The sequence below is a fragment of the Williamsia sp. Y712 genome, from assembly GCF_059445525.1.
The window spans coordinates 1,501,004-1,519,228 of the sequence record NZ_JCAIUN010000001.1 but is presented as its reverse complement, the minus strand read 5'-3'; the positions used below and the strand labels follow the sequence as shown (position 1 = coordinate 1,519,228).

19 protein-coding genes are annotated in these 18,225 nt (G+C 65.1%); 9 read left to right on the top strand and 10 right to left on the bottom strand.

Annotation, left to right across the window (positions count from 1 at the left end):
- Positions 1 to 10 precede the first annotated feature (10 nt).
- Together AC1D75_RS07160 and AC1D75_RS07155 are read left to right on the top strand one after the other, a co-directional pair.
- Positions 11 to 781: an alpha/beta fold hydrolase gene (locus tag AC1D75_RS07160; RefSeq protein WP_495514590.1), complete on the top strand. Its 771-nt coding sequence runs from the start codon at positions 11 to 13 to the stop codon at positions 779 to 781.
- Positions 782 to 944: 163 nt separating this feature from the next.
- Positions 945 to 1,769, top strand: coding sequence for a hypothetical protein (locus tag AC1D75_RS07155; protein WP_495514589.1), 825 nt, complete (start codon positions 945 to 947; stop codon positions 1,767 to 1,769).
- Between the two features lie 96 nt (positions 1,770 to 1,865).
- Here AC1D75_RS07155 and rlmB read toward each other — a convergent pair whose 3' ends face one another.
- The 6 genes from rlmB to AC1D75_RS07125 all read right to left on the bottom strand — a co-directional run bounded on the left by rlmB (position 1,866) and on the right by AC1D75_RS07125 (position 7,133).
- On the bottom strand, positions 1,866 to 2,831 hold the full coding sequence (gene rlmB, locus AC1D75_RS07150; protein ID WP_482135810.1) for a 23S rRNA (guanosine(2251)-2'-O)-methyltransferase RlmB: 966 nt from the start codon (positions 2,829 to 2,831) through the stop codon (positions 1,866 to 1,868).
- 64 nt (positions 2,832 to 2,895) lie between these two features.
- On the bottom strand, positions 2,896 to 4,308 hold the full coding sequence (gene cysS, locus AC1D75_RS07145) for a cysteine--tRNA ligase (protein ID WP_495514588.1): 1,413 nt from the start codon (positions 4,306 to 4,308) through the stop codon (positions 2,896 to 2,898).
- Positions 4,309 to 4,319: 11 nt separating this feature from the next.
- Positions 4,320 to 4,784 carry a 2-C-methyl-D-erythritol 2,4-cyclodiphosphate synthase gene (ispF, locus tag AC1D75_RS07140; protein ID WP_495514587.1) on the bottom strand — a complete coding sequence of 155 codons (465 nt, stop codon included), beginning with the start codon at positions 4,782 to 4,784 and terminating at the stop codon, positions 4,320 to 4,322.
- Positions 4,781 to 5,449 carry a 2-C-methyl-D-erythritol 4-phosphate cytidylyltransferase gene (gene ispD / locus AC1D75_RS07135; RefSeq protein WP_495514586.1) on the bottom strand — a complete coding sequence of 223 codons (669 nt, stop codon included), beginning with the start codon at positions 5,447 to 5,449 and terminating at the stop codon, positions 4,781 to 4,783. The genes ispF and ispD overlap by 4 nt, the downstream gene beginning before the upstream one ends.
- 21 nt (positions 5,450 to 5,470) lie before the next feature.
- A complete protein-coding gene (locus AC1D75_RS07130) occupies positions 5,471 to 5,959 on the bottom strand; it encodes a CarD family transcriptional regulator (protein ID WP_020107769.1) in 489 nt (162 codons plus the stop codon).
- A gap of 256 nt (positions 5,960 to 6,215) precedes the next feature.
- Positions 6,216 to 7,133 (bottom strand): PaaI family thioesterase, encoded by a 918-nt coding sequence (locus AC1D75_RS07125; protein WP_495514585.1) that lies wholly within the window; start codon positions 7,131 to 7,133, stop codon positions 6,216 to 6,218.
- A gap of 192 nt (positions 7,134 to 7,325) precedes the next feature.
- On the opposite strand from AC1D75_RS07125, the gene AC1D75_RS07120 reads away from it, so the two are divergent.
- On the top strand, positions 7,326 to 7,955 hold the full coding sequence (locus tag AC1D75_RS07120; protein ID WP_495514584.1) for a copper chaperone PCu(A)C domain-containing protein: 630 nt from the start codon (positions 7,326 to 7,328) through the stop codon (positions 7,953 to 7,955).
- A 108-nt stretch (positions 7,956 to 8,063) separates the two neighbouring features.
- On the top strand, positions 8,064 to 9,461 hold the full coding sequence (gene radA, locus AC1D75_RS07115; RefSeq protein WP_495514583.1) for a DNA repair protein RadA: 1,398 nt from the start codon (positions 8,064 to 8,066) through the stop codon (positions 9,459 to 9,461).
- Here radA and AC1D75_RS07110 read toward each other — a convergent pair.
- Complete coding sequence (locus AC1D75_RS07110; RefSeq protein WP_495514582.1) at positions 9,453 to 10,034, bottom strand: PaaI family thioesterase; 582 nt, start codon at positions 10,032 to 10,034, stop codon at positions 9,453 to 9,455. The two genes, radA and AC1D75_RS07110, sit on opposite strands and share 9 nt — an antisense overlap.
- A 47-nt stretch (positions 10,035 to 10,081) precedes the next feature.
- Here AC1D75_RS07110 and disA point away from each other — a divergent pair, with 47 nt between their 5' ends.
- Together disA and poxB are read left to right on the top strand one after the other, a co-directional pair.
- Entirely contained in the window at positions 10,082 to 11,164 is a 1,083-nt protein-coding gene (gene disA / locus AC1D75_RS07105; protein WP_495514581.1) for a DNA integrity scanning diadenylate cyclase DisA, read from the top strand.
- 53 nt (positions 11,165 to 11,217) lie between these two features.
- On the top strand, positions 11,218 to 12,951 hold the full coding sequence (gene poxB, locus AC1D75_RS07100; RefSeq protein ID WP_495514580.1) for a ubiquinone-dependent pyruvate dehydrogenase: 1,734 nt from the start codon (positions 11,218 to 11,220) through the stop codon (positions 12,949 to 12,951).
- Positions 12,952 to 13,004: 53 nt separating this feature from the next.
- Here the strand turns inward: poxB and AC1D75_RS07095 are convergent, their stop codons facing one another.
- Entirely contained in the window at positions 13,005 to 13,772 is a 768-nt protein-coding gene (locus AC1D75_RS07095) for a hypothetical protein (protein ID WP_495514579.1), read from the bottom strand.
- Between the two features lie 101 nt (positions 13,773 to 13,873).
- The gene (locus tag AC1D75_RS07090; RefSeq protein WP_495514578.1) at positions 13,874 to 14,518 is read right to left on the bottom strand and encodes a carbonic anhydrase; all 645 of its coding nucleotides are present in this window, start codon (positions 14,516 to 14,518) and stop codon (positions 13,874 to 13,876) included.
- Between AC1D75_RS07090 and AC1D75_RS07085 the strand changes: the two genes are divergently transcribed.
- Entirely contained in the window at positions 14,517 to 15,413 is an 897-nt protein-coding gene (locus tag AC1D75_RS07085) for an HhH-GPD family protein (RefSeq protein WP_495514577.1), read from the top strand. The two genes, AC1D75_RS07090 and AC1D75_RS07085, sit on opposite strands and share 2 nt — an antisense overlap.
- On the opposite strand, the gene AC1D75_RS07080 is transcribed toward AC1D75_RS07085, so the two are convergent.
- Positions 15,386 to 16,210 carry an alpha/beta fold hydrolase gene (locus AC1D75_RS07080; RefSeq protein WP_495514576.1) on the bottom strand — a complete coding sequence of 275 codons (825 nt, stop codon included), beginning with the start codon at positions 16,208 to 16,210 and terminating at the stop codon, positions 15,386 to 15,388. The two genes, AC1D75_RS07085 and AC1D75_RS07080, sit on opposite strands and share 28 nt — an antisense overlap.
- Positions 16,211 to 16,332: 122 nt before the next feature.
- Between AC1D75_RS07080 and AC1D75_RS07075 the strand changes: the two genes are divergently transcribed.
- Together AC1D75_RS07075 and AC1D75_RS07070 are read left to right on the top strand one after the other, a co-directional pair.
- Entirely contained in the window at positions 16,333 to 16,641 is a 309-nt protein-coding gene (locus AC1D75_RS07075; RefSeq protein WP_495514575.1) for an antibiotic biosynthesis monooxygenase family protein, read from the top strand.
- Between the two features lie 77 nt (positions 16,642 to 16,718).
- Positions 16,719 to 18,206, top strand: coding sequence for an aldehyde dehydrogenase (locus AC1D75_RS07070; RefSeq protein WP_495514574.1), 1,488 nt, complete (start codon positions 16,719 to 16,721; stop codon positions 18,204 to 18,206).
- The last annotated feature ends 19 nt before the right edge of the window (positions 18,207 to 18,225 follow it).

Genomic DNA, 18,225 nt, shown 5'->3' with positions numbered 1-18,225 from the left:
GCTCGTGGCCATGACCACCGACTTCACCGGATATGTCGAGATCAGTCATCCCACGCCCGGCACCGCGATCTGGCATCAGGTGGCAGGCGATGGTGAACCCGTGGTCCTGATTCACGGTGCGTTCTCGAGCGCGGCGGACTGGGGCGGCCAGTTCGGGCCGTGCGTGGATGCCGGGTTCAGGGTCTATGCCCCTGAGCGACACGGTCACGGGCACAGCGCCGACGTCACCGAAGAGTTCCACTACGAGACGATGGCGCAGGAGACCATCGTCTACCTCGACGAGGTCGTGGGTGGCCGGGCCCACCTCGTCGGATGGAGCGACGGCGCCGTCATCGCATTCCTCGTGGCCCTCAGACGACCGGATCTGGTCGACCGCATGGTGGTTCTCGGTCAGTACCTGAACTCGTCCGGCCGGGCGTCCGGTGGAATCCTCGACACCATCGGCGACATCGACTCCGACATCGTGCAGTTCCTCCGCGCCGACTACGCCTCGGCCTCACCAGATGGCGACGACCACTTCCCGGTGGTGTTCGCCAAGACCACTGCGATGATCGCGAATGAGCCCGAGATGGATCTGTCGGTGTTGACGGCGGTGACCGCCCCGACACTGGTGATGCAGGGAGACCACGACGAAGTGCTCATCGAGCACAGTCTGGCGATCGTGGACCGGCTGCCTGCGGCACGATTGGCCGTGCTGCCCGGAACGCATCTCGTCCCGATCGAGACACCGGCAGTGGTCAATTCGGTGATCATCAATTTTCTCCGGGGCGATCCCGCTTGAGCGGTCATTGCCACGACTGAACAAATCGATCTGTCATTGCCCAAACTTTCAGCGATCGCTAATGGCTCGGCCGACTAATTCAACGATCCATTTCGCGTGTGGCACAGGCAATTAGCGGCTAGGATCACGGGGCATATTCCGCCGAACAGAAGATTGGCATCTCGTGACAAACAATTCTGACAATACGGTGACGACGCCTGCCGTCGTCGAGCTGTCGAAAACCCGGCGAATACTGACCGCATTTTTGAACTCTCCATTTGCGGGAATGTCACCGTGGATTCTGATGGCGCTCATCGTGGGCCCGGGACGGTTCGAAGAGGCCGCAGCCGCGGCATTCGGTCTCTCACTCCTGCTCGTCCTCGGCAGCCATCGGCGCGGCAGCAAACTGAAGTTCCTCGAGGTCTTCGACCTCACCTACTTCGCGGCGATGGTGGTCCTGGCGCAGTTCGCCTCGGCCGACATCGTGAAGTGGCTGGAACACTGGGGTGGCGAGATGACCAATATCGCCCTGGTGGCCTTTGCGCTCGGATCGATCCTCATCCGGCAGCCGTTCACCTTGCAGTACGCCAAAGAGGGCACCCCGGAAGAACTCTGGACCCAGCCGCTGTTCCTGCGGATCAACTATGTGATCACGTGGGCCTGGGTGTTCGGATTCGGAGTCGCCGCGGTCGCCGGGTTCATCGGTGATGCAGTCCTCGACAACAACAACAACTTCTGGACCGGCTGGATCATCCAGCTCGCCGGCACCTTTTTCGCGATCGCATTCACCGAGTTCTATCCCGATTACGCCACCGCTCACGCGGCCCGGGAAGCCGGCGAAGATGTGAGCCCACCGTCGCTCATGCACCTTCTGGGTTGGGTCCCGCTCTTCGTGATCGTCACCGGTGTCGCCGGTCTGGTCACCGACGCGCTGACGACCGTGGTGAGTCTGATCATCGTCGCGGTTGGCATCGTGGGACGGATCGCGATGACCAAGCTCCTACCCTGACCAGAGCCTCCACCGCATACCGAAAATGTGCCCTTTTGGCGAACAAAACCCCAGGTGGGGCCCGCCAAAAGGGCACATTATCGGGAGGGCTAGGGGTCAGGAGCGGCGCTGGCGAGCGAACTCGGCGAGCACAACACCCGCGGCGACCGAGGCGTTGAGGCTCTCGACATCACCGGCCATCGGGATCGACAGGATCGAGTCGCACGATTCGCGCACCAGCCGTGAGAGACCCTTGCCTTCGGAGCCCACCACGATCACGGTGGGCCCGGAGCCGTCGTACTCGTCGAGGGTCACGTCCCCATCGGCGTCGAGACCAACGAGCTGAACGCCCGACTCGGCCCAATCCTTCAGTGTCCGAGTCAGATTCGTGGCCTGCGCAACGGGCAGACGCGCTGCGGCACCGGCACTGGTCCGCCATGCCACCGCGGTGACAGACGCACTACGCCGAGCCGGGATCACCACGCCGTGGCCACCGAATGCGGCCACCGAGCGGATCACCGCACCGAGGTTGCGCGGGTCGGTGATGTTGTCGAGCGCGACCAGCAACGGCGGACGACCACTGTCGATCGCCAGCTGCATCAGGTCGCTGGGATGGGCGTAACGGTACGGCGGCACCTGCAGGGCCAGGCCCTGGTGCATGCCGTTGGCACTCATCCGGTCCAGTTCGGGACGCTGCACCTCGAGGATCGAGATACCCGCGTTGGCGGCAAGCTGCACCGACTCGGTGACCCGCTCGTCGGCCTCGCCTCCGAGGACCACATAGAGTGCGGTGGCCGGGACGCCGGCACGCAGGCACTCGACAACGGGATTGCGACCGAGGACGTACTCGGGACCATCGGTTGTCGGCTTGCCGCGCGGCGCACGTCCACCGGTGGATCCACCTGAATGCTTGGCTGCGGCCTTGGCCTTCTTGTGCGCCGCGTGATACGTGCGCTCAGTCGCCTTCGGGGTTGCCCCCCGTGCCTCGAGTCCACGACGGCGTTGTCCGCCCGAACCCACGGTCTGTCCTTTTTTGGTTCCGCCCTTACGGACTGCACCCTTACGTTTTGAATTGCCGGCCATCAGGCCACCCACCTTACGCGAAATGCGCTGTAATCCCCGGTGACCGGTTTACCCGGTACCGCGTTCATCGGTCCGTCTCCACGGATTCTCTTGTTTCGGACATAGACCACTGCGGGCCGTCCGGTGTATCGGTGACTTCGATCCCGGCGCGCGCCAGCCGATCACGAACCTCGTCTGCGGTGGTCCAGTCCTTTTCGGCACGGGCCGTGGTCCGGCGCTGTAGCTCGGCCCGGACGAGCACGTCGAGCGCGGCCTTGGTCTCGACATCGCCACCGGAATCAGCCCAGTTCTGCGCCAACGGGTCGACTCCGAGCACACCCATCATCGCGCGGACGGATGCGGCCGCTTCCACGGCGGCCTGGTGATCGCCCGACTCGAGCGCCGTGTTGCCGATCCGCACCACACCGTGGATCTCGGCAAGTGCGGAAGGCACGCCGAGGTCGTCGTCGAGCGCTGCGGCGAATCCGTCGGTGATCTCGCCAACCGGGACTGTCCCGGCCCGCGAAACCGTCCGCTGCACAAAGGATTCCACGCGCCGGTAACCGGCGGCGGCCTCTTGCAGTGCACCTTCGGAGTATTCGAGCATCGACCGGTAGTGGGCGCTGCCCAGGTAATAACGCAATTCGACGGCGCGCACCCGCTGCAGCATGGCCGGGATGGCGACCACGTTGCCGAGCGACTTCGACATCTTCTCACCGCCCATGGTGACCCAGCCGTTGTGCATCCAGTACCGGGCGAACGGGTCGCCGGCGCCATGGCTCTGCGCCTGCTCGTTTTCGTGATGCGGGAAGATCAAATCCATTCCACCGCAATGGATATCGAAGTCCGAACCCAGAAGAGAGGTGGCCATGGCCGAGCATTCCAGATGCCAGCCGGGACGCCCGCGACCCCATGGGGTCGGCCAGGACGGCTCACCGGGCTTTGCGCACTTCCACAGCGTGAAGTCGCGGGGGTCGCGCTTGCCGGTGCCGGCACTCTCACCCTGGTGGACGTCGTCGAGGCGGTGTCCGGACAGCGAGCCGTAATCGGGCAGGCTCAGGACATCGAAATACACGTTGCCGTCGGAGGCATAGGCGTGGCCGCGCTCGATCAGCCGTTCCATGTACTCCACCATCTGCGTGATGAAGCCGGTGGCGCGCGGTTCGGCCGAGGGCGGCAGCACTCCGAGTTGGTCGTAGGCCTTGGTGAACTCTCGTTCGTGGGTGGCGGCCCATTCCCACCAGGGACGACCGGCATCAGCCGCCTTGCGCAGGATCTTGTCGTCGATATCGGTCACGTTGCGCACAAACGCCACATCGAGGCCCTTGTACGCCAGCCAGCGCCGCAGGACATCGAAGGCGATACCGCTGCGGACGTGCCCGATATGCGGAACACCCTGGACGGTGGCGCCACACAGGTACACCGAGGCATGTCCGGGACGGATGGGCGTGAATTCACGCAAGTCTCGGGCGGCGGTGTCGTAAAGGCGCAGGGTCACGATCGGCAATCCTACTGGTCAAGCAACAGCGCAGTGGCGACGGCAGCGATGCCCTCGCCCCGTCCGGTCAATCCGAGACCGTCCGTGGTGGTGGCGGAGACCGAGACCGGCCCTCCGAGAAGGTCACTGAGTATCTGCTGCGCTTCGGCGCGGCGAGGCCCGATCTTGGGCCGGTTGCCGATCACCTGGACGGCGGCGTTGCCGACGACAAATCCCTGGGCTTCGCAGAGTTCGCGGACGTGCGCAAGCATCCGGGCACCACTGACGCCCTCCCACTGCGGCTGCCCGGTACCGAACACCGATCCGAGGTCTCCGAGGCCTGCTGCGGACAGCAGCGCGTCGCAGAGCGCATGGACGGCCACATCGCCGTCTGAATGCCCGGCGCATCCGTCTGCGTCGGAAAAGAGGAGTCCGGCCATCCAGCAAGGCCTGCCGACTTCGATGGGGTGGACGTCGGTACCGATACCCACCCTCATGCGTGGGCCCGATCGGTGAGCAGCCAGGTCGCCAGGTTCAGATCCCAGGCAGTGGTGATCTTGAAGGCCAGCGGATCGCCCGGAATGGTCTGCACGGCGAAGCCCTGGGATTCGACGAGACCTGCGTCGTCCGTGAAATCGGTCTCGGCGGCGGCATAGGCAGCGGTGAGCACGGAGTAATCGAATCCCTGTGGGGTCTGCACCGCACGCAGCAATGACCGGTCGACGGTCCCGGTGACGATGCCTGCGGGGTCGACGGATTTGATGGTGTCTGCCACCGGAAGAGTGGGGACAACCGCGGACGCGCCCGATCGGACAGCGTCGACAACGTCGGAGAACAACGATGCGGGGGTGAGGCAGCGGGCGGCGTCATGCACCAGCACCACTTCAGAATCGGACGGCGCGGCCGACAATGCGGCCTTCACCGAGTCCGAACGCTTTGATCCCCCGGCCACCACGGTGACCTCGGGGAAATCGGACCGGACCTGGTCAACCAGATCGGCGGGAACCGCGATGACGATACGATCGACGACCCCGCTGGCCAGCGCACCCTGCACACAGTGGTGCAACATGCTCTGACCTGCGAGATCGACAAACGCTTTGGGTAGACCCATGCCGAGTCGCTCTCCGCGACCTGCGGCCGGGATCAATGCAACCGTAGACATTCAGTGAATCAAGCGACGCGCTCAGGAAGCGGCGGCGAGAACCTCGTCGAGAATGATCGAAGCCTTCTCGTCGTTGGTGTTCTGTGCCAGCGAGAGCTCGTCGACAAGAACGCGACGAGCGCGGGTGAGCATTCGCTTCTCACCGGCGGAGAGTCCACGATCTTGTTCACGACGCCACAGGTCGCGAACGATTTCGGCAACCTTGATGATGTCGCCGGAGATCAACTTTTCCTGGTTTGCCTTGAACCGGCGAGCCCAGTTGGTGGGCTCCTCGGTGTGGGGCGCCCGGAGGACGTCGAAAACCTTGCCCAGACCTTCTTCTCCGACTACGTCGCGGACTCCTACGTACTCGAGCTTCGTAGAAGGAATCTGAACTGTCATGTCACCATCGGCCACCTTCAGAACGAGGTACTCTACGGCCTCGCCTTTGATGGTTCGGGTCACAATGTCTTCGACCAGTGCGGCACCGTGATGGGGGTAGACAACGGTGTCACCAACTTTGAAATTCAATGTTCCATGCCCCTTTCGATTTCTCCAGTCTAGCACGGTGCGTTCCGCGCCATCAGTCAACTGCGCAGGTCAGCGGCATCGCGGCAGGATCCGGAGTCTTGACGACGCCCGAAATGTGTGCTGCCGCACCGCCTGAACTCCGAAGGCTCCGGCACTCGAAGCCCCCGTCTGCCAACCGATTTTGGGAACCTGTTCACCACGCCTGCCGCGGGGGCGGATGCGGTCGGCCGGACCGCCCTGGACCCCCCTTCACCGCCTATGGCATCAAATGTTGCCGAAGTGTGACCGTCGTGAGTGCGAGCACGGTGTCGCCTGCACCCGCGTCGACCAACCGGACATCCACGACACTGTGGTCGCCGGCGTCGCGGACGACCTCACCGCGGGCTCGCGCCGGGCCGACCCGAACCTGCGACAGATAGTGGATCTGCATGTCGCAGGCCACCATTCCCGGCCGCATGGCACAGGCCGCGGATTCGGCCAGCACCGCCAGAGCGCCACCCTGGATCGTGCCGATCTGGTTGACGACGAAGGGCGTGAGGTCAAGTTCGAGGACACCTGCACCCGCATCGACGACCCGCATGCCGAGCCTCGAATAAACGGTGCCGTCGACCGGGATCGGCGTGCGTTCCCGGATCGTCCCCACCGTCTTCGCGGGTGAATACAGATCGGCATCGACGGCGGCGGTCCGCGGGATGCGGGCGAACACCACCAGGGCCCGTCCGGCCCGGGTGAGCCCGTGGGCACCGCGATCGATGTCATCGGTCAATGTCCGCAAATCGGTGACACCGCATCCGTCGTAGAGATCGACTGAGATCACCACCACCTTCTTGCCTGCCCGGACCAGCTTTGCGTCTGCCACGATCGGCCCGCGGGTGATCGGGTCGCCGGCATAGAGCGACAGATCCTGGGTTGCGGTCCAATCCGGGGAGGCGGCGATCAACGCCGGATCCGATGCGACGATGTCGACAACGGTCATCAGAACCCCTGTCGAGGCCGCCCCACCGGAGTCCCGCAGTTTGTCGGTCAAGGTCGCCCGGAGCACCGAGCGTTCCGGCGACGGCTGAAACGACGTCAGCCCGAAGTCCGACGCAAACGACACCGGGCCCGGCAGGACCATCCCCGGCCGTCCGCCCACCTGGGCCGGACGCGAGGTGGAAATCAGATTCTCACTCATGAGAATCATCATGCCAGTTTGAAGGTCGATGCGAAACGAACCGTTTTCGCGACCCGACCGGGATTTCCCGACGGTCGCCCACTACGCTGCGTAGTGCACGCATTGTGGATTTTGGTGGGCGCTGGTTCGAGTACCTGCGTGGCCGCCACACAAGGCGAGCGTCGCATCAGGACCTATCTCGGAGGAAAACCGGTGTCAGTGCAGAAAGAATCGGCCCGGCGTGGTCGAGTGGGAACGATCCTCGCCACCGCAGCCATCGCCGCAGGCCTGCTGATCGGCACCACCGCGTGCGGCGCGGGCCAGATCGCCCAGACGCCCGATCAGGCGCCTGCCATCAACGGCAACGAGATCAACGCCGGAGCGATGGCGTTGCGCAACGTGCACGTTGTCTACCCGAAAGACGGAATCACCGAGCAGTTCACCAACGGTGGACCGCTCGAGTTGGCATTCCTGATCGCCAACGAGTCGCCCGACACCTCCGACAAACTCGAGAGCATCTCCTTCCCCGACGGCAAGGGCACGGTGACGATCGAGGGAGAGACCACGATCGCTCCCCTCGGCATGCTGCGGGCGGGCAAACCTGCCGAGGTGCTCGGCACGAGCCTCGACCCTGTCAATCCGAACGAGAAGTGGGTCACCGTGACCGTGCAGGGTGAGTCCAAGACCCTCACGCCCGGTCTCACGTTCCCACTGGTCTTCAAGTTCGAGAAGGCAGGCGAGACCACCATCGAGGTCCCGATCGACGCCGGCCCCATCTTGCCGCGGCAAGACCATCCGCGCGGCATCGACGCGGACCACGTCGAAGTGGGCGGCGACCACTAGCATTCGGTCACCATCAGCATGTGAAAGAGGGCCACGGCAATCGCCGTGGCCCTCTTTCGTATCCGGGTCTGCCGCGGCGTTGTCGGACCCGCTGGCTAGAGTCAGCCGGTGGCCAAACAGAAGTCGACATATCGGTGCAGCGCCTGCGGATACCAGGTCGCGAAATGGGTTGGCCGCTGCCCGGAATGCGGTGAATGGGGCTCGGTGAGCGAAGCCGCCCTGGCAACCGTTGGCAGCTCCGGGATCGGCGGCGGTAAATCCGCCACCGTCGCAACCATTCCCAGCCAGCCGGCTCGGCCCATGACACAGATCGACGCGACCAACGCGGCTGCCTTCCCCACCGGCATCGGTGAATTCGACCGGGTACTGGGCAAGGGCATCGTTCCGGGCTCGGTCCTGCTCCTCGCCGGAGAACCCGGTGTCGGCAAGTCCACCCTGTTGCTCGAGGCCGTCAAACAGTGGGCGCTGCAAGGCCGTCGGGCGCTCTACGTCACCGGAGAAGAGTCCGCCGGACAGGTTCGGCTCCGCGCCGAACGCACCGGCGCCGTCCACGACGAGATCTACCTCGCTGCCGAAACCGACCTCGGCGCGGTCCTCGGTCATGCCGAGGCGGTGATGCCGTCGCTGATGGTGGTCGACTCCGTGCAGACGATGATCGCCCAGAATGTCGACGGTGTGAACGGCGGTGTCACCCAGATCCGGGCAGTGACAACAGCTTTGACATCCCTGGCCAAGAACGCCGGGATCGCCGTCATCCTCGTCGGGCACGTCACCAAAGACGGCACCGTGGCCGGACCTCGTTCGCTGGAACACCTGGTGGACGTCGTGCTGTCCTTCGAGGGCGACAAACACTCACCCCTGCGCATGGTCCGCGGAATCAAGAACCGCTTCGGATCGGCCGACGAGGTCGGTTGTTTCGAGCAACGCGAAGACGGCATCCACGAGGTCACCGATCCGTCCGAACTGTTCTTGCACCACCGCGACATCGGGGTCGCGGGCACCGCCATCACCGTGGCGATGGACGGCAAGCGGCCGCTACTCGGAGAAGTCCAGGCACTGGTCTCGAAGTCGAGCCTGGCCAATCCGCGTCGGGCCGTTGTCGGGCTCGATTCGGCAAGGGTGGCAATGATTCTGGCTGTCTGCGCGGCCCGGGCCAACCTCCCGACCTACGACCAGGACGTCTACGTCGCAACCGTCGGCGGCATGAAGATCAGCGAACCCGCCGCTGACCTGTCGGTGGCTCTTGCGCTCAGTTCCATTCTCGCCCAACGCTCGTTGCCGGGCTCGATGGTGGCCCTCGGTGAGATCGGTCTGGCCGGCGAGGTACGCCGGGTGGCCGGGGTCGGACGGCGGGTGGCAGAGGCGAAGCGGCTGGGCTTCAAACACGCAATCGTGCCCGCCGGTTCCCTCGATCTGCCGTCGGGCATCAAGATCACGCAGGTCGCCGATCTTCAGACGGCCATGCGCGCGGCACTCAAAGGTCCGGCCGGTCCGTTCTCATTCTGACGATTCGGCACGCCGTCTGCGCTCTGCCTTACGCGCAAGACTTTCGGCGAACTCGTCCGCCGCGCCGCTGTCCGCATAGCTGTCCTTGAAGTGCTCGGCCGGATCGATCCGGACATACATCGCGTGCGCGGCTGCGACGGGCACGGTGTTGTCGCTGAGATACGCGATGCCACTGGTGTAGATCTTGCGCCGCACGGTCCCGTGGGCCACCGCCTCGATCCGCAGTTCGCTGCCCAGCGGGATCGGCTTGGCGAAGTCGATCTCCAGATGCGCGGTCACCGCCGCGAATCCGATCATCCAGTGCGTCATACCGAGCGCTTCATCGAATGCGGCCGACAGGATGCCACCGTGGATGACGCCGGGGCCGCCCTCGAAACGGGGGTCGACCTGCATGCGCGCGGTGACCGCGGCACCCTCGCCTGCGGTGGCCACCATGTGCAGCCCGTGCGGCACGGTCTCACTGCAGCCGAAGCACATGGGGTAATGAGCGCGCAGCTTCTCACCGAACGCCGGGGCGCGGGGCGACCGGACTGCGGCGACGAGCTCATCGGGCAGAACAAAGGATGTTTTCACAGACAGCTAATCTAGTGTGCACTTGCGTTACTACAGAAAGGCGCCTCATGCCAGAGGTTCCGGCCTCCGATCTGCTCCGCACCACGATCGCCCGGCTCGCACCCGGCACTCCTCTACGAGATGGCCTTGAACGCATCCTGCGCGGCCGGACCGGCGCTCTCATCGTCCTCGGGCACGATCCCGAGGTCGAGAGCATCTGTGCGGGTGGCTTCGACCTCGACGTGGCGTTCGCGCCGACCAGGCTGCGAGAGCTGTCGAAGATGGATGGCGCCGTGGTTCTGTCGACCGACGGCGCCCGGATCGTCCGGGCCAATGTGCAGCTGGTTCCGGACCCGTCGATTCCGACCGAGGAATCCGGTACCCGGCACCGCAGTGCTGAGCGCACCGCCATCCAGACCAGGTATCCGGTGATCTCGGTGAGTGCGTCCATGTCGATCGTCTCCGTGTATGTCGACGGGATCCGGTACGTGGTCGAGGGTTCGGATGCCATCCTCTCGCGCGCGAACCTGGCTGTGGCCACGCTCGAGCGATACAAGACGCGCCTGGACGAGGTCAGCGCACAGCTCTCGCGTTCGGAGATCGAGGATTACGTCACCCTGCGCGATGCGATGACCGTGGTCCAGCGCCTGGAGATGGTCCGACGCGTCTCCGAAGAGATCGAATACTACGTCGTCGAACTCGGCGTGAACGGCCGACAGCTCAGCCTGCAGCTCGAAGAACTCGTTGGCGACAACGACTCTGCGCGCGAACTCGTGGTTCGCGACTACTTCGCCAGCCCTGAACCCGCCAGCACACAAGAGGTCGAACAGGCACTTGCCGCCATCGAAAAGCTCACCGACGCCGACCTTCTCGACCTGACCGCACTCGCTCGCGCCTTCGGTTACCCGGACACGGTCGACGCACAGGACACCGCGATGAGCCCGCGCGGATACCGGCTCCTGGCCCGGATCCCCCGACTGCAGTTCGCCCACATCGATCGACTCGTGCGCAGCTACGGCACCCTGCAGGCGCTGCTCGCGGCGACCGCGGCCGATCTGCAGGCCGTCGAGGGCATCGGCAGCATCTGGGCCCGGCACATCCGCGAGGGACTGTCCCGGCTGGCCGAGTCGAGTATCGAACGTTTCGACTGAGGTCCTCAGCGAACGCCTCGTCGGCGCATCCTTCGACCACCTACCCTGGGTTCATGGCCACCATCGCGGACACAGTCGTCGACGTCATCCATTCATCCGGCGTCGAGCGGGTCTACGGCCTACCGGGGGACTCGCTCAACGGGTTCACCGACGCCATCCGCCGCGCCGGGACCGTCGAGTGGAAGCACGTACGACACGAGGAGGCGGCGGCGTTCGCGGCGGCCGCCGACGCCGCACTCACCGGCGAGTTGGCGGTCTGCGTCGGTAGCTGCGGGCCCGGCAACCTCCACCTGATCAATGGGCTGTTCGACGCGAACCGTAGTCGCGTACCCGTCTTGGCCATCGCGGCTCAGATACCGGCGGCCGAGATCGGCAGTACTTATTTTCAGGAGACGCACCCCGAGCAGCTCTTCAACGAATGCAGTGTCTACAACGAGCTGATCAGTGTGCCGGAGCAGTTGCCCCGGGTGCTGGAGATCGCGATGCGGACCGCGATCGAGAAGCGCGGGGTCGCCGTAGTCGTCATCCCCGGTGAGATCTTTCTGAAGAAGAGCTCCGGGCGCAGGCGTTCGGCTCCCATCCGCCATATCCCCCGCATCACGCGTCCGACCGACGATCAGCTCCACGACGCGGCATCTGTCCTCAACTCCGCGGAACGGGTGACCATTCTCGGGGGAGCCGGCGTCGAGGGCGCACATGAGCAGTTGCTCGCGATCGCCAAGACCCTGCAGGCGCCGATCGTGCATGCCCTGCGCGGCAAGGAGTTCATCGAATACGACAATCCGTACGACGTGGGCATGACCGGTCTGCTGGGGTTCGCCTCGGGTTATCGCGCGATGGAGAAGTGCGACACCCTGCTGATGTTGGGTACCGATTTCCCGTACCAGCAGTTCCTTCCCGAAAAGGCCAAGATCATTCAGGTCGACATCCGCGGTGAGCAGCTCGGTAGGCGTACCCCGATCGACGTCGGATTGGTCGGCAGCGTCAAGGACACGATCGACGCCCTGCTGCCGATGCTCGCGAAGCACGCCGACACCGAACATCTCGAAGCGTCGGTCGCCCACTACCGCAAGGCTCGCACCGACCTGGACGCCCTCGCGACGAATGACCGCAACCGTCGTCCCATTCATCCGCAGTATCTGGCAAAGCTGGTGAACGACAACGCCTCCGAGGATGCCGTATTCATACCCGACGTCGGATCACCGGTGGTCTGGGCGGCGCGCTACCTGACGATGAACGGGCGCCGCCGCCTCATCGGTTCGTTCGCCCATGGCACGATGGCCAACGCGATCCCCCACGCGATCGGTGCCCAGAGCGCGTTCCCGGGGCGTCAGGTGATCACGTTCTCCGGCGACGGTGGCCTGGCCATGCTGCTCGGTGAGCTGCTGACCATCCGCCAGCACAAGTTGCCCATCAAGATCGTGGTGTTCAACAACTCGTCGCTCAACTTCGTCGAGTTGGAGATGAAGGCCGCCGGAATCGTGAACTTCGGGACCGAGCTGGACAATCCGGATTTCGCAGAACTTGCTCGGGCGCTGGGCATTCAGGGCATCAGGGTCGAACAGCCCGAAGACCTCGAGGCCGCGGTCAAACAGACCCTGAGCCACGACGGTCCCGCATTGCTCGATGTGGTGACCGCCCGCCAGGAGCTGTCCATACCGCCGACCGTGACGGCCGCCCAGGCGAAGGGTTTCACCCTGTACGCGCTGAGGACCATCCTGTCGGGTCGAGGCGATGAGGTGCTCGACCTGGCTGACACCAACGTCTTCCGGCGTTTGTTCGACTGAGAACATTCGTCCCGGCGCAACTACACGCCCGGAAGAGGCTGGATCTGTCGGCGCTACTGCGCGTTGACCCGGTCGATGTTGAATGTGATTGGTGCGCTGGCCTTCTCGCCGATCCTGGCGACGGCCTGGTAGGCACCCGGAACCACTGGCTCGCGTGGGGACTCACAACCCGGGGTACTGGTGGTGCCCGACCACTGGATGGTGTCCTGCACCTGCTGGCCCGGCTTGAGGAGTTGGTTGTTGACGCCTGCCACCGGGGCGCAGTCACCCGACGCCCAGATCCGGCGATCACCGGCGAGGTTCAGGACGGTCACGCTCTGCATCGCCTTGCCGACGTCCCGGGTGCACTCGGAGAGTCCGGCGTTGGTGACCGCGATCGTGAAGATCGGCTGCTCACCCTCTGTGTAGGCGGGCTTGTCGGTGTAGAGGACAACCGAGATGTTCTGATCGGGGCACAGGCCGCTGGCCGGCACCGGGGCCGGGGTCTCACCGGCCGGGGCACCTGCCGGTGTGCCACCGGGTGCGCCAGACGCTGCCGAAGCGTCCGGGCCCCCAGGCGCAGCTTCGCCGCCGCCGCCGCCGGAACCCGAACTGGGGCTCGCCGACTCCGAACCCGAATCGCTGTATGCCGACGGAAGGACGTAACTCGACGAGCTGGAGAGGTCGGTGCCGTTCGCGGTGTTCTTGTTACTGTCGTCGCCGCCCGTGACCAAGAAGATCAGACCCACGACGACCGCGAGCACAACCACCAGCACACCGACTGCGAGTGCACGTCGACGCCAGTAAATTTCCGGTGGCAGGGGGCCCTGAGGATCCAACACACCCCGACGCTAATGGGAGTGTGCCACCGGCTGTCTGACCTCGGGCGGCGTGTCGCGAGACGATGCTGTGCGGGAGGTCTCAGTTGACCGCGATCCGCCGCTCAGGAAGCCAGGCTGGGCATGGCCGGATCGTCGCCGAGTTCGCCGAGTGTTCCCCGTACGCTGACCGCACCTTCGGCGAGCTCGTAGGTGAGGCCGACGATACCGACCCGTCCGCTCTCGACCTTTTCGGAGATGATCCGGCTGCGCTGCATCAGCAGACGCCCGGTCTCCTTGACGTGACGCGCCTCGAATTCATCGACGCGGGTGAGCCCTTCACTGCGACCGGCGAGGATGCTCGGGGTCACCCGTTCCACCACGTCCCGAATGAATCCGCCCGGGATCTGCAGGTCATCGAGCGCGTCGAGGGTGGCCTTGACCGCACCACAGCTGTCGTGTCCGAGGATCGCGATCAGGGGCACATCGAGTACCTCGACGGCGTATTCGATCGAACCGAGGACCGCTGAGTCGATGACGTGCCCGGCGGTCCGGACGACGAACATCGAGCCGAGGCCCTGATCGAAGATGATCTCTGCAGCGACCCGCGAATCAGCGCATCCGAACAGGACTGCCTGCGGGTGCTGCCCTGCCGCCAGACGCGCACGATCCTCGATACCCTGACTGGGATGATTCGACTTGCCTGCCACAAAACGTTCGTTGCCTTCGCGCAGGTTCTTCCATGCTTGAGCCGGAGTAGTTGGGGACATGACTGACATTCTGCCCTTGTCCGGTTCTGTTTCGCCGGGCAAGCTCCTTTCCTGGTTCGACCGGGCCGAACGAGACCTGCCCTGGCGGGCGCCGGACGTGAGCGCCTGGCACATCCTGATCAGCGAAATCATGCTGCAACAGACCCCGGTGTCGAGGGTGGCTCCGATCTGGGAACAGTGGGTGGCGCGGTGGCCGGTGCCCTCTGCCATGGCGGCGACCCCGGTGGGTGAGGTGGTGCGGGCCTGGGGCAAGCTCGGCTACCCACGACGCGCGATGCGACTGCATGCCTGCTCGGCCGTGCTGGCCGCCGAACACGGGGACATCGTTCCCGCGGACGTCGACGTCCTGCTGACTCTGCCCGGCATCGGCGACTACACGGCGCGGGCGATTGCGTGCTTCGCATACGGGCAGTCGGTGCCGGTGGTCGACACCAATGTCCGCAGAGTCATCGCGCGAGCGGTGCACGGACGTGCTGAACCGGGCAACCCGGCGCGATCAGATCTGATCGATGCGCAGGCACTTTTGCCCGATGACGCCCGGGCACCCAGGTTTTCGGCTGCCTTGATGGAACTGGGTGCGTTGGTGTGCGTCGCCAAGAATCCGAGGTGCCAGAGTTGCCCACTGACAGACTGCCTCTGGGTGGCGACCGGATCGCCCGCCCACACCGGCCCGGTGCGCAAGGTGCAGAAGTTCGCGGGCACGGACCGACAGGTTCGCGGACTGTTGTTGGACGTGTTGCGCGACAGCGCCATTCCGGTACCTCGGGCCGCACTCGACATCGTGTGGACCACCGATACCGCTCAACGCGACCGCGCCCTCGATTCACTCCTGGTCGACGGCCTGGCCGAGATCACCTCCGACGGCCGTTATGCCCTGGCGGGCGAAGGGACCTGAACTCCCGGACGGCGACCGATCACGGTGCTCTGCAGACCACAGAGGAAGGCTTCCACCGCGCCCCGGTACTCGTCGGGCGCGGAGTCGTGGACAAGGTGGTCGGAGCCGGCAACCTGCAACAGGATCGAATTGTCCGCCGCAGCAGCCATCTTCGCCATCTGACCATCGGGGGTCACACTGTTCTGTGCCTCGATCAACAGGGCGGGGACCTCGACGGCCTGCCACTGTTGCCAGAAGTCCCGCCGACCCCACTCTTCGGCTATCTCGGCCCATACCTCCAGACGGCCATGTAGGGCACCGTCGTCGAATGCCTCGTAGAAGTACCGGCCGGCGACCTCACCGAACATCTTCTGCGCCTGCTCAAGTGAATCGAAACGCTGCGGCCAGGACGAGAACCACGGCTCCCAGCCGGCGGTGGTACGGCCACGGAAGTCGGGCGCCATGTCCTCGATCACCAACGCCGACACCAATTCCGGGTACTCCGCCGCCGTGCACCACGCATGTAGCCCGCCCATCGAATGGCCGATCAGAACCGCGGGACCCATGTCGATCCAGGTGAGGATCTCGGCCAGATCCGCGACAAAGCGTTCCGTGCACAGTTCCTCGGGACCGGCAGGCAGCGCTTCGTCGGCACCACGGTGACAGGCGGCGTCGTAGGTGAAGACCCGGCCATAGCCGCGCAACCACGGGATCTGGCGCCGCCAGGTCCTCCCCCGGCCCATGAGTCCGTGCAGCAGGACTATGGGCGCTCCGTCCGGCCTTCCGCCGTAGTCGATGAATCCGATGTCAGCGCTCACGAGGTAGAACAGTAGCTGCGATGACCGCTCCGTCAGGGATATCCGTCACCGCCGTTCGCCCGACGGCCTGCTGTGCGTTCACGGGGTTCACTGCCGCAATCGACGGCAGTAGGGTGAGCGACATGGCAATTGTGAAGATCAACGCGATTTCTGTCCCCGAGGGCGCCGGCCCCGAACTGGAGAAGCGGTTCGCCCAGCGCGCCCATACCGTCGACGGCTCCAAGGGCTTTCTCGGATTCCAGCTGCTGCGTCCGGTGAAGGGCGAGGACCGCTATTTCGTGGTCACCCAGTGGGAGACCGAAGAAGACTTCGCGGCCTGGGCGGCCGGCCCGGCCCGTGCGGCCCACGCAGGCGAGAACAAGAATCCGGTTGCCTCCGGCGCGAGCCTCCTCGAGTTCGAGGTTGTCATCGACGCCCGCCCCACCAGCTGAGCGCACCAGACTCCTGCCGCAAAACTGGAACGTGTTCTACCATTGGTCCCCAGAGGCAACCACCAACTGGAGGACCAATGACGGACACCGCCAACGCGGCACCAACCACTTCGCGCGACTACAGCGAACTGCTGATCGGCGGACGCTGGACCCCTGCCCACTCTGCTGACATTCTCGAGGTCTTCTCGCCGGCCACCGGGCAGCGCGTGGGCAGTACGCCGCTGGCCGACGCCACCGACGTCGACACCGCGGTGAATGCCGCGCGGGCCGCATTCGAATCGGGCGTCTGGCGCAACACCTCCCCGCAGGATCGGGCAGCCGTCGTTGCCAGGGTCGCCGATCTGATCGATGAGCGCGGCGCGGAGATCGCCGAACTCGTCGCCTCGGAGATGGGCGCGCCACCGATGGCGGTGAGCACTCTGCAGCAGCTGCCCGCGACCGGTGTGCTCCGCGAATATGCCAAGGCTGCAATCAATTACAACTGGCTCGAGTATCGCGACGGATTGTTCGGCAAGTCGCAGATCACCCGTGAACCCGTGGGTGTGGTCGGTGCGATCACCGCATGGAACGTGCCACTGTTCCTGATCTGCAACAAGCTCGGCCCGGCCCTGTCCGCCGGATGTTCCGTGGTCCTCAAGCCCGCACCCGAAACCCCGCTTTCGGCCAACTACATCGCCGAACTGTTCACCGAGGCCGGATTGCCCGAAGGGGTGCTGTCCGTGGTCCCCGGCGGACCGGAAACCGGAAAGGCGCTTGTCGCCCACCCGGACGTCGACAAGATCACCTTCACCGGTTCCACCGCGGCAGGCCGGGCGATCGCCGCCGCCTGCGGTGAGCAACTCAAACGCTGCTCGCTCGAACTCGGCGGAAAGTCCGCGGCCATCGTGCTCGCCGACGCCAACCCGGCCGAGATCGCAGGCATGCTCACATTCACCGGGCTGATGAACACCGGGCAGGCCTGCGTCGCCCAGACCCGCGTCCTGGTCCCGAGCGCCAAGCGCGACGAGATCGTCGCCGCCATGGTCGAGGCCGCCAAACTCCTCAAGCCGGGTCTGCCCGACGACCCGGAGGCCCAACTCGGACCGCTGATCACCGAGAAGCAGCGCACCAAGGTCGAGGGCTACATCCAGCAGGGTAAGGACGCGGGGGCCACCGCCGTCCTCGAGAGCACCCGACCGGAGGGTCTGGAGTCGGGTTACTTCCTGAGCCCCACCATCTTCACCGGCGTCACCAACGACATGACCATCGCCCGTGAAGAGATCTTCGGCCCGGTGATCTCGGTCATCGACTACGAGACCGAGGACGAGGCCATCGCCATCGCCAACGATTCCGAATACGGCCTCGCCGGGACGGTGTGGACGGCCGACGTCGAACGCGGACTCGAGGTCGCGGCCCAGATCCGGACCGGGACCTACGGCGTGAACTGGTACGCCATCGATCCCGGGTCACCCTTCGGTGGCTACAAGAACTCCGGCATCGGCCGCGAGAACGGACCCGAGGGTCTCGAGTCCTACGTCGAGCACAAGTCCGTCATCCTGCCGATGGGCTACGACCCCACCGCCTAGGCCTTTCCCGCAAACGATC

Coding starts and splice junctions, on each gene's coding strand:
- AC1D75_RS07125 (WP_495514585.1), bottom strand. CDS start 7,133: ATGAGTGAGAATCTGATTTCCACCTCGCGTCCGGCCCAGGTGGGCGGA.
- rlmB (WP_482135810.1), bottom strand. CDS start 2,831: ATGGCCGGCAATTCAAAACGTAAGGGTGCAGTCCGTAAGGGCGGAACC.
- disA (WP_495514581.1), top strand. CDS start 10,082: ATGCCAGAGGTTCCGGCCTCCGATCTGCTCCGCACCACGATCGCCCGG.
- AC1D75_RS07090 (WP_495514578.1), bottom strand. CDS start 14,518: ATGTCCCCAACTACTCCGGCTCAAGCATGGAAGAACCTGCGCGAAGGC.
- AC1D75_RS07070 (WP_495514574.1), top strand. CDS start 16,719: ATGACGGACACCGCCAACGCGGCACCAACCACTTCGCGCGACTACAGC.
- poxB (WP_495514580.1), top strand. CDS start 11,218: ATGGCCACCATCGCGGACACAGTCGTCGACGTCATCCATTCATCCGGC.
- ispF (WP_495514587.1), bottom strand. CDS start 4,784: ATGAGGGTGGGTATCGGTACCGACGTCCACCCCATCGAAGTCGGCAGG.
- AC1D75_RS07085 (WP_495514577.1), top strand. CDS start 14,517: ATGACTGACATTCTGCCCTTGTCCGGTTCTGTTTCGCCGGGCAAGCTC.
- AC1D75_RS07075 (WP_495514575.1), top strand. CDS start 16,333: ATGGCAATTGTGAAGATCAACGCGATTTCTGTCCCCGAGGGCGCCGGC.
- AC1D75_RS07160 (WP_495514590.1), top strand. CDS start 11: ATGACCACCGACTTCACCGGATATGTCGAGATCAGTCATCCCACGCCC.
- ispD (WP_495514586.1), bottom strand. CDS start 5,449: ATGTCTACGGTTGCATTGATCCCGGCCGCAGGTCGCGGAGAGCGACTC.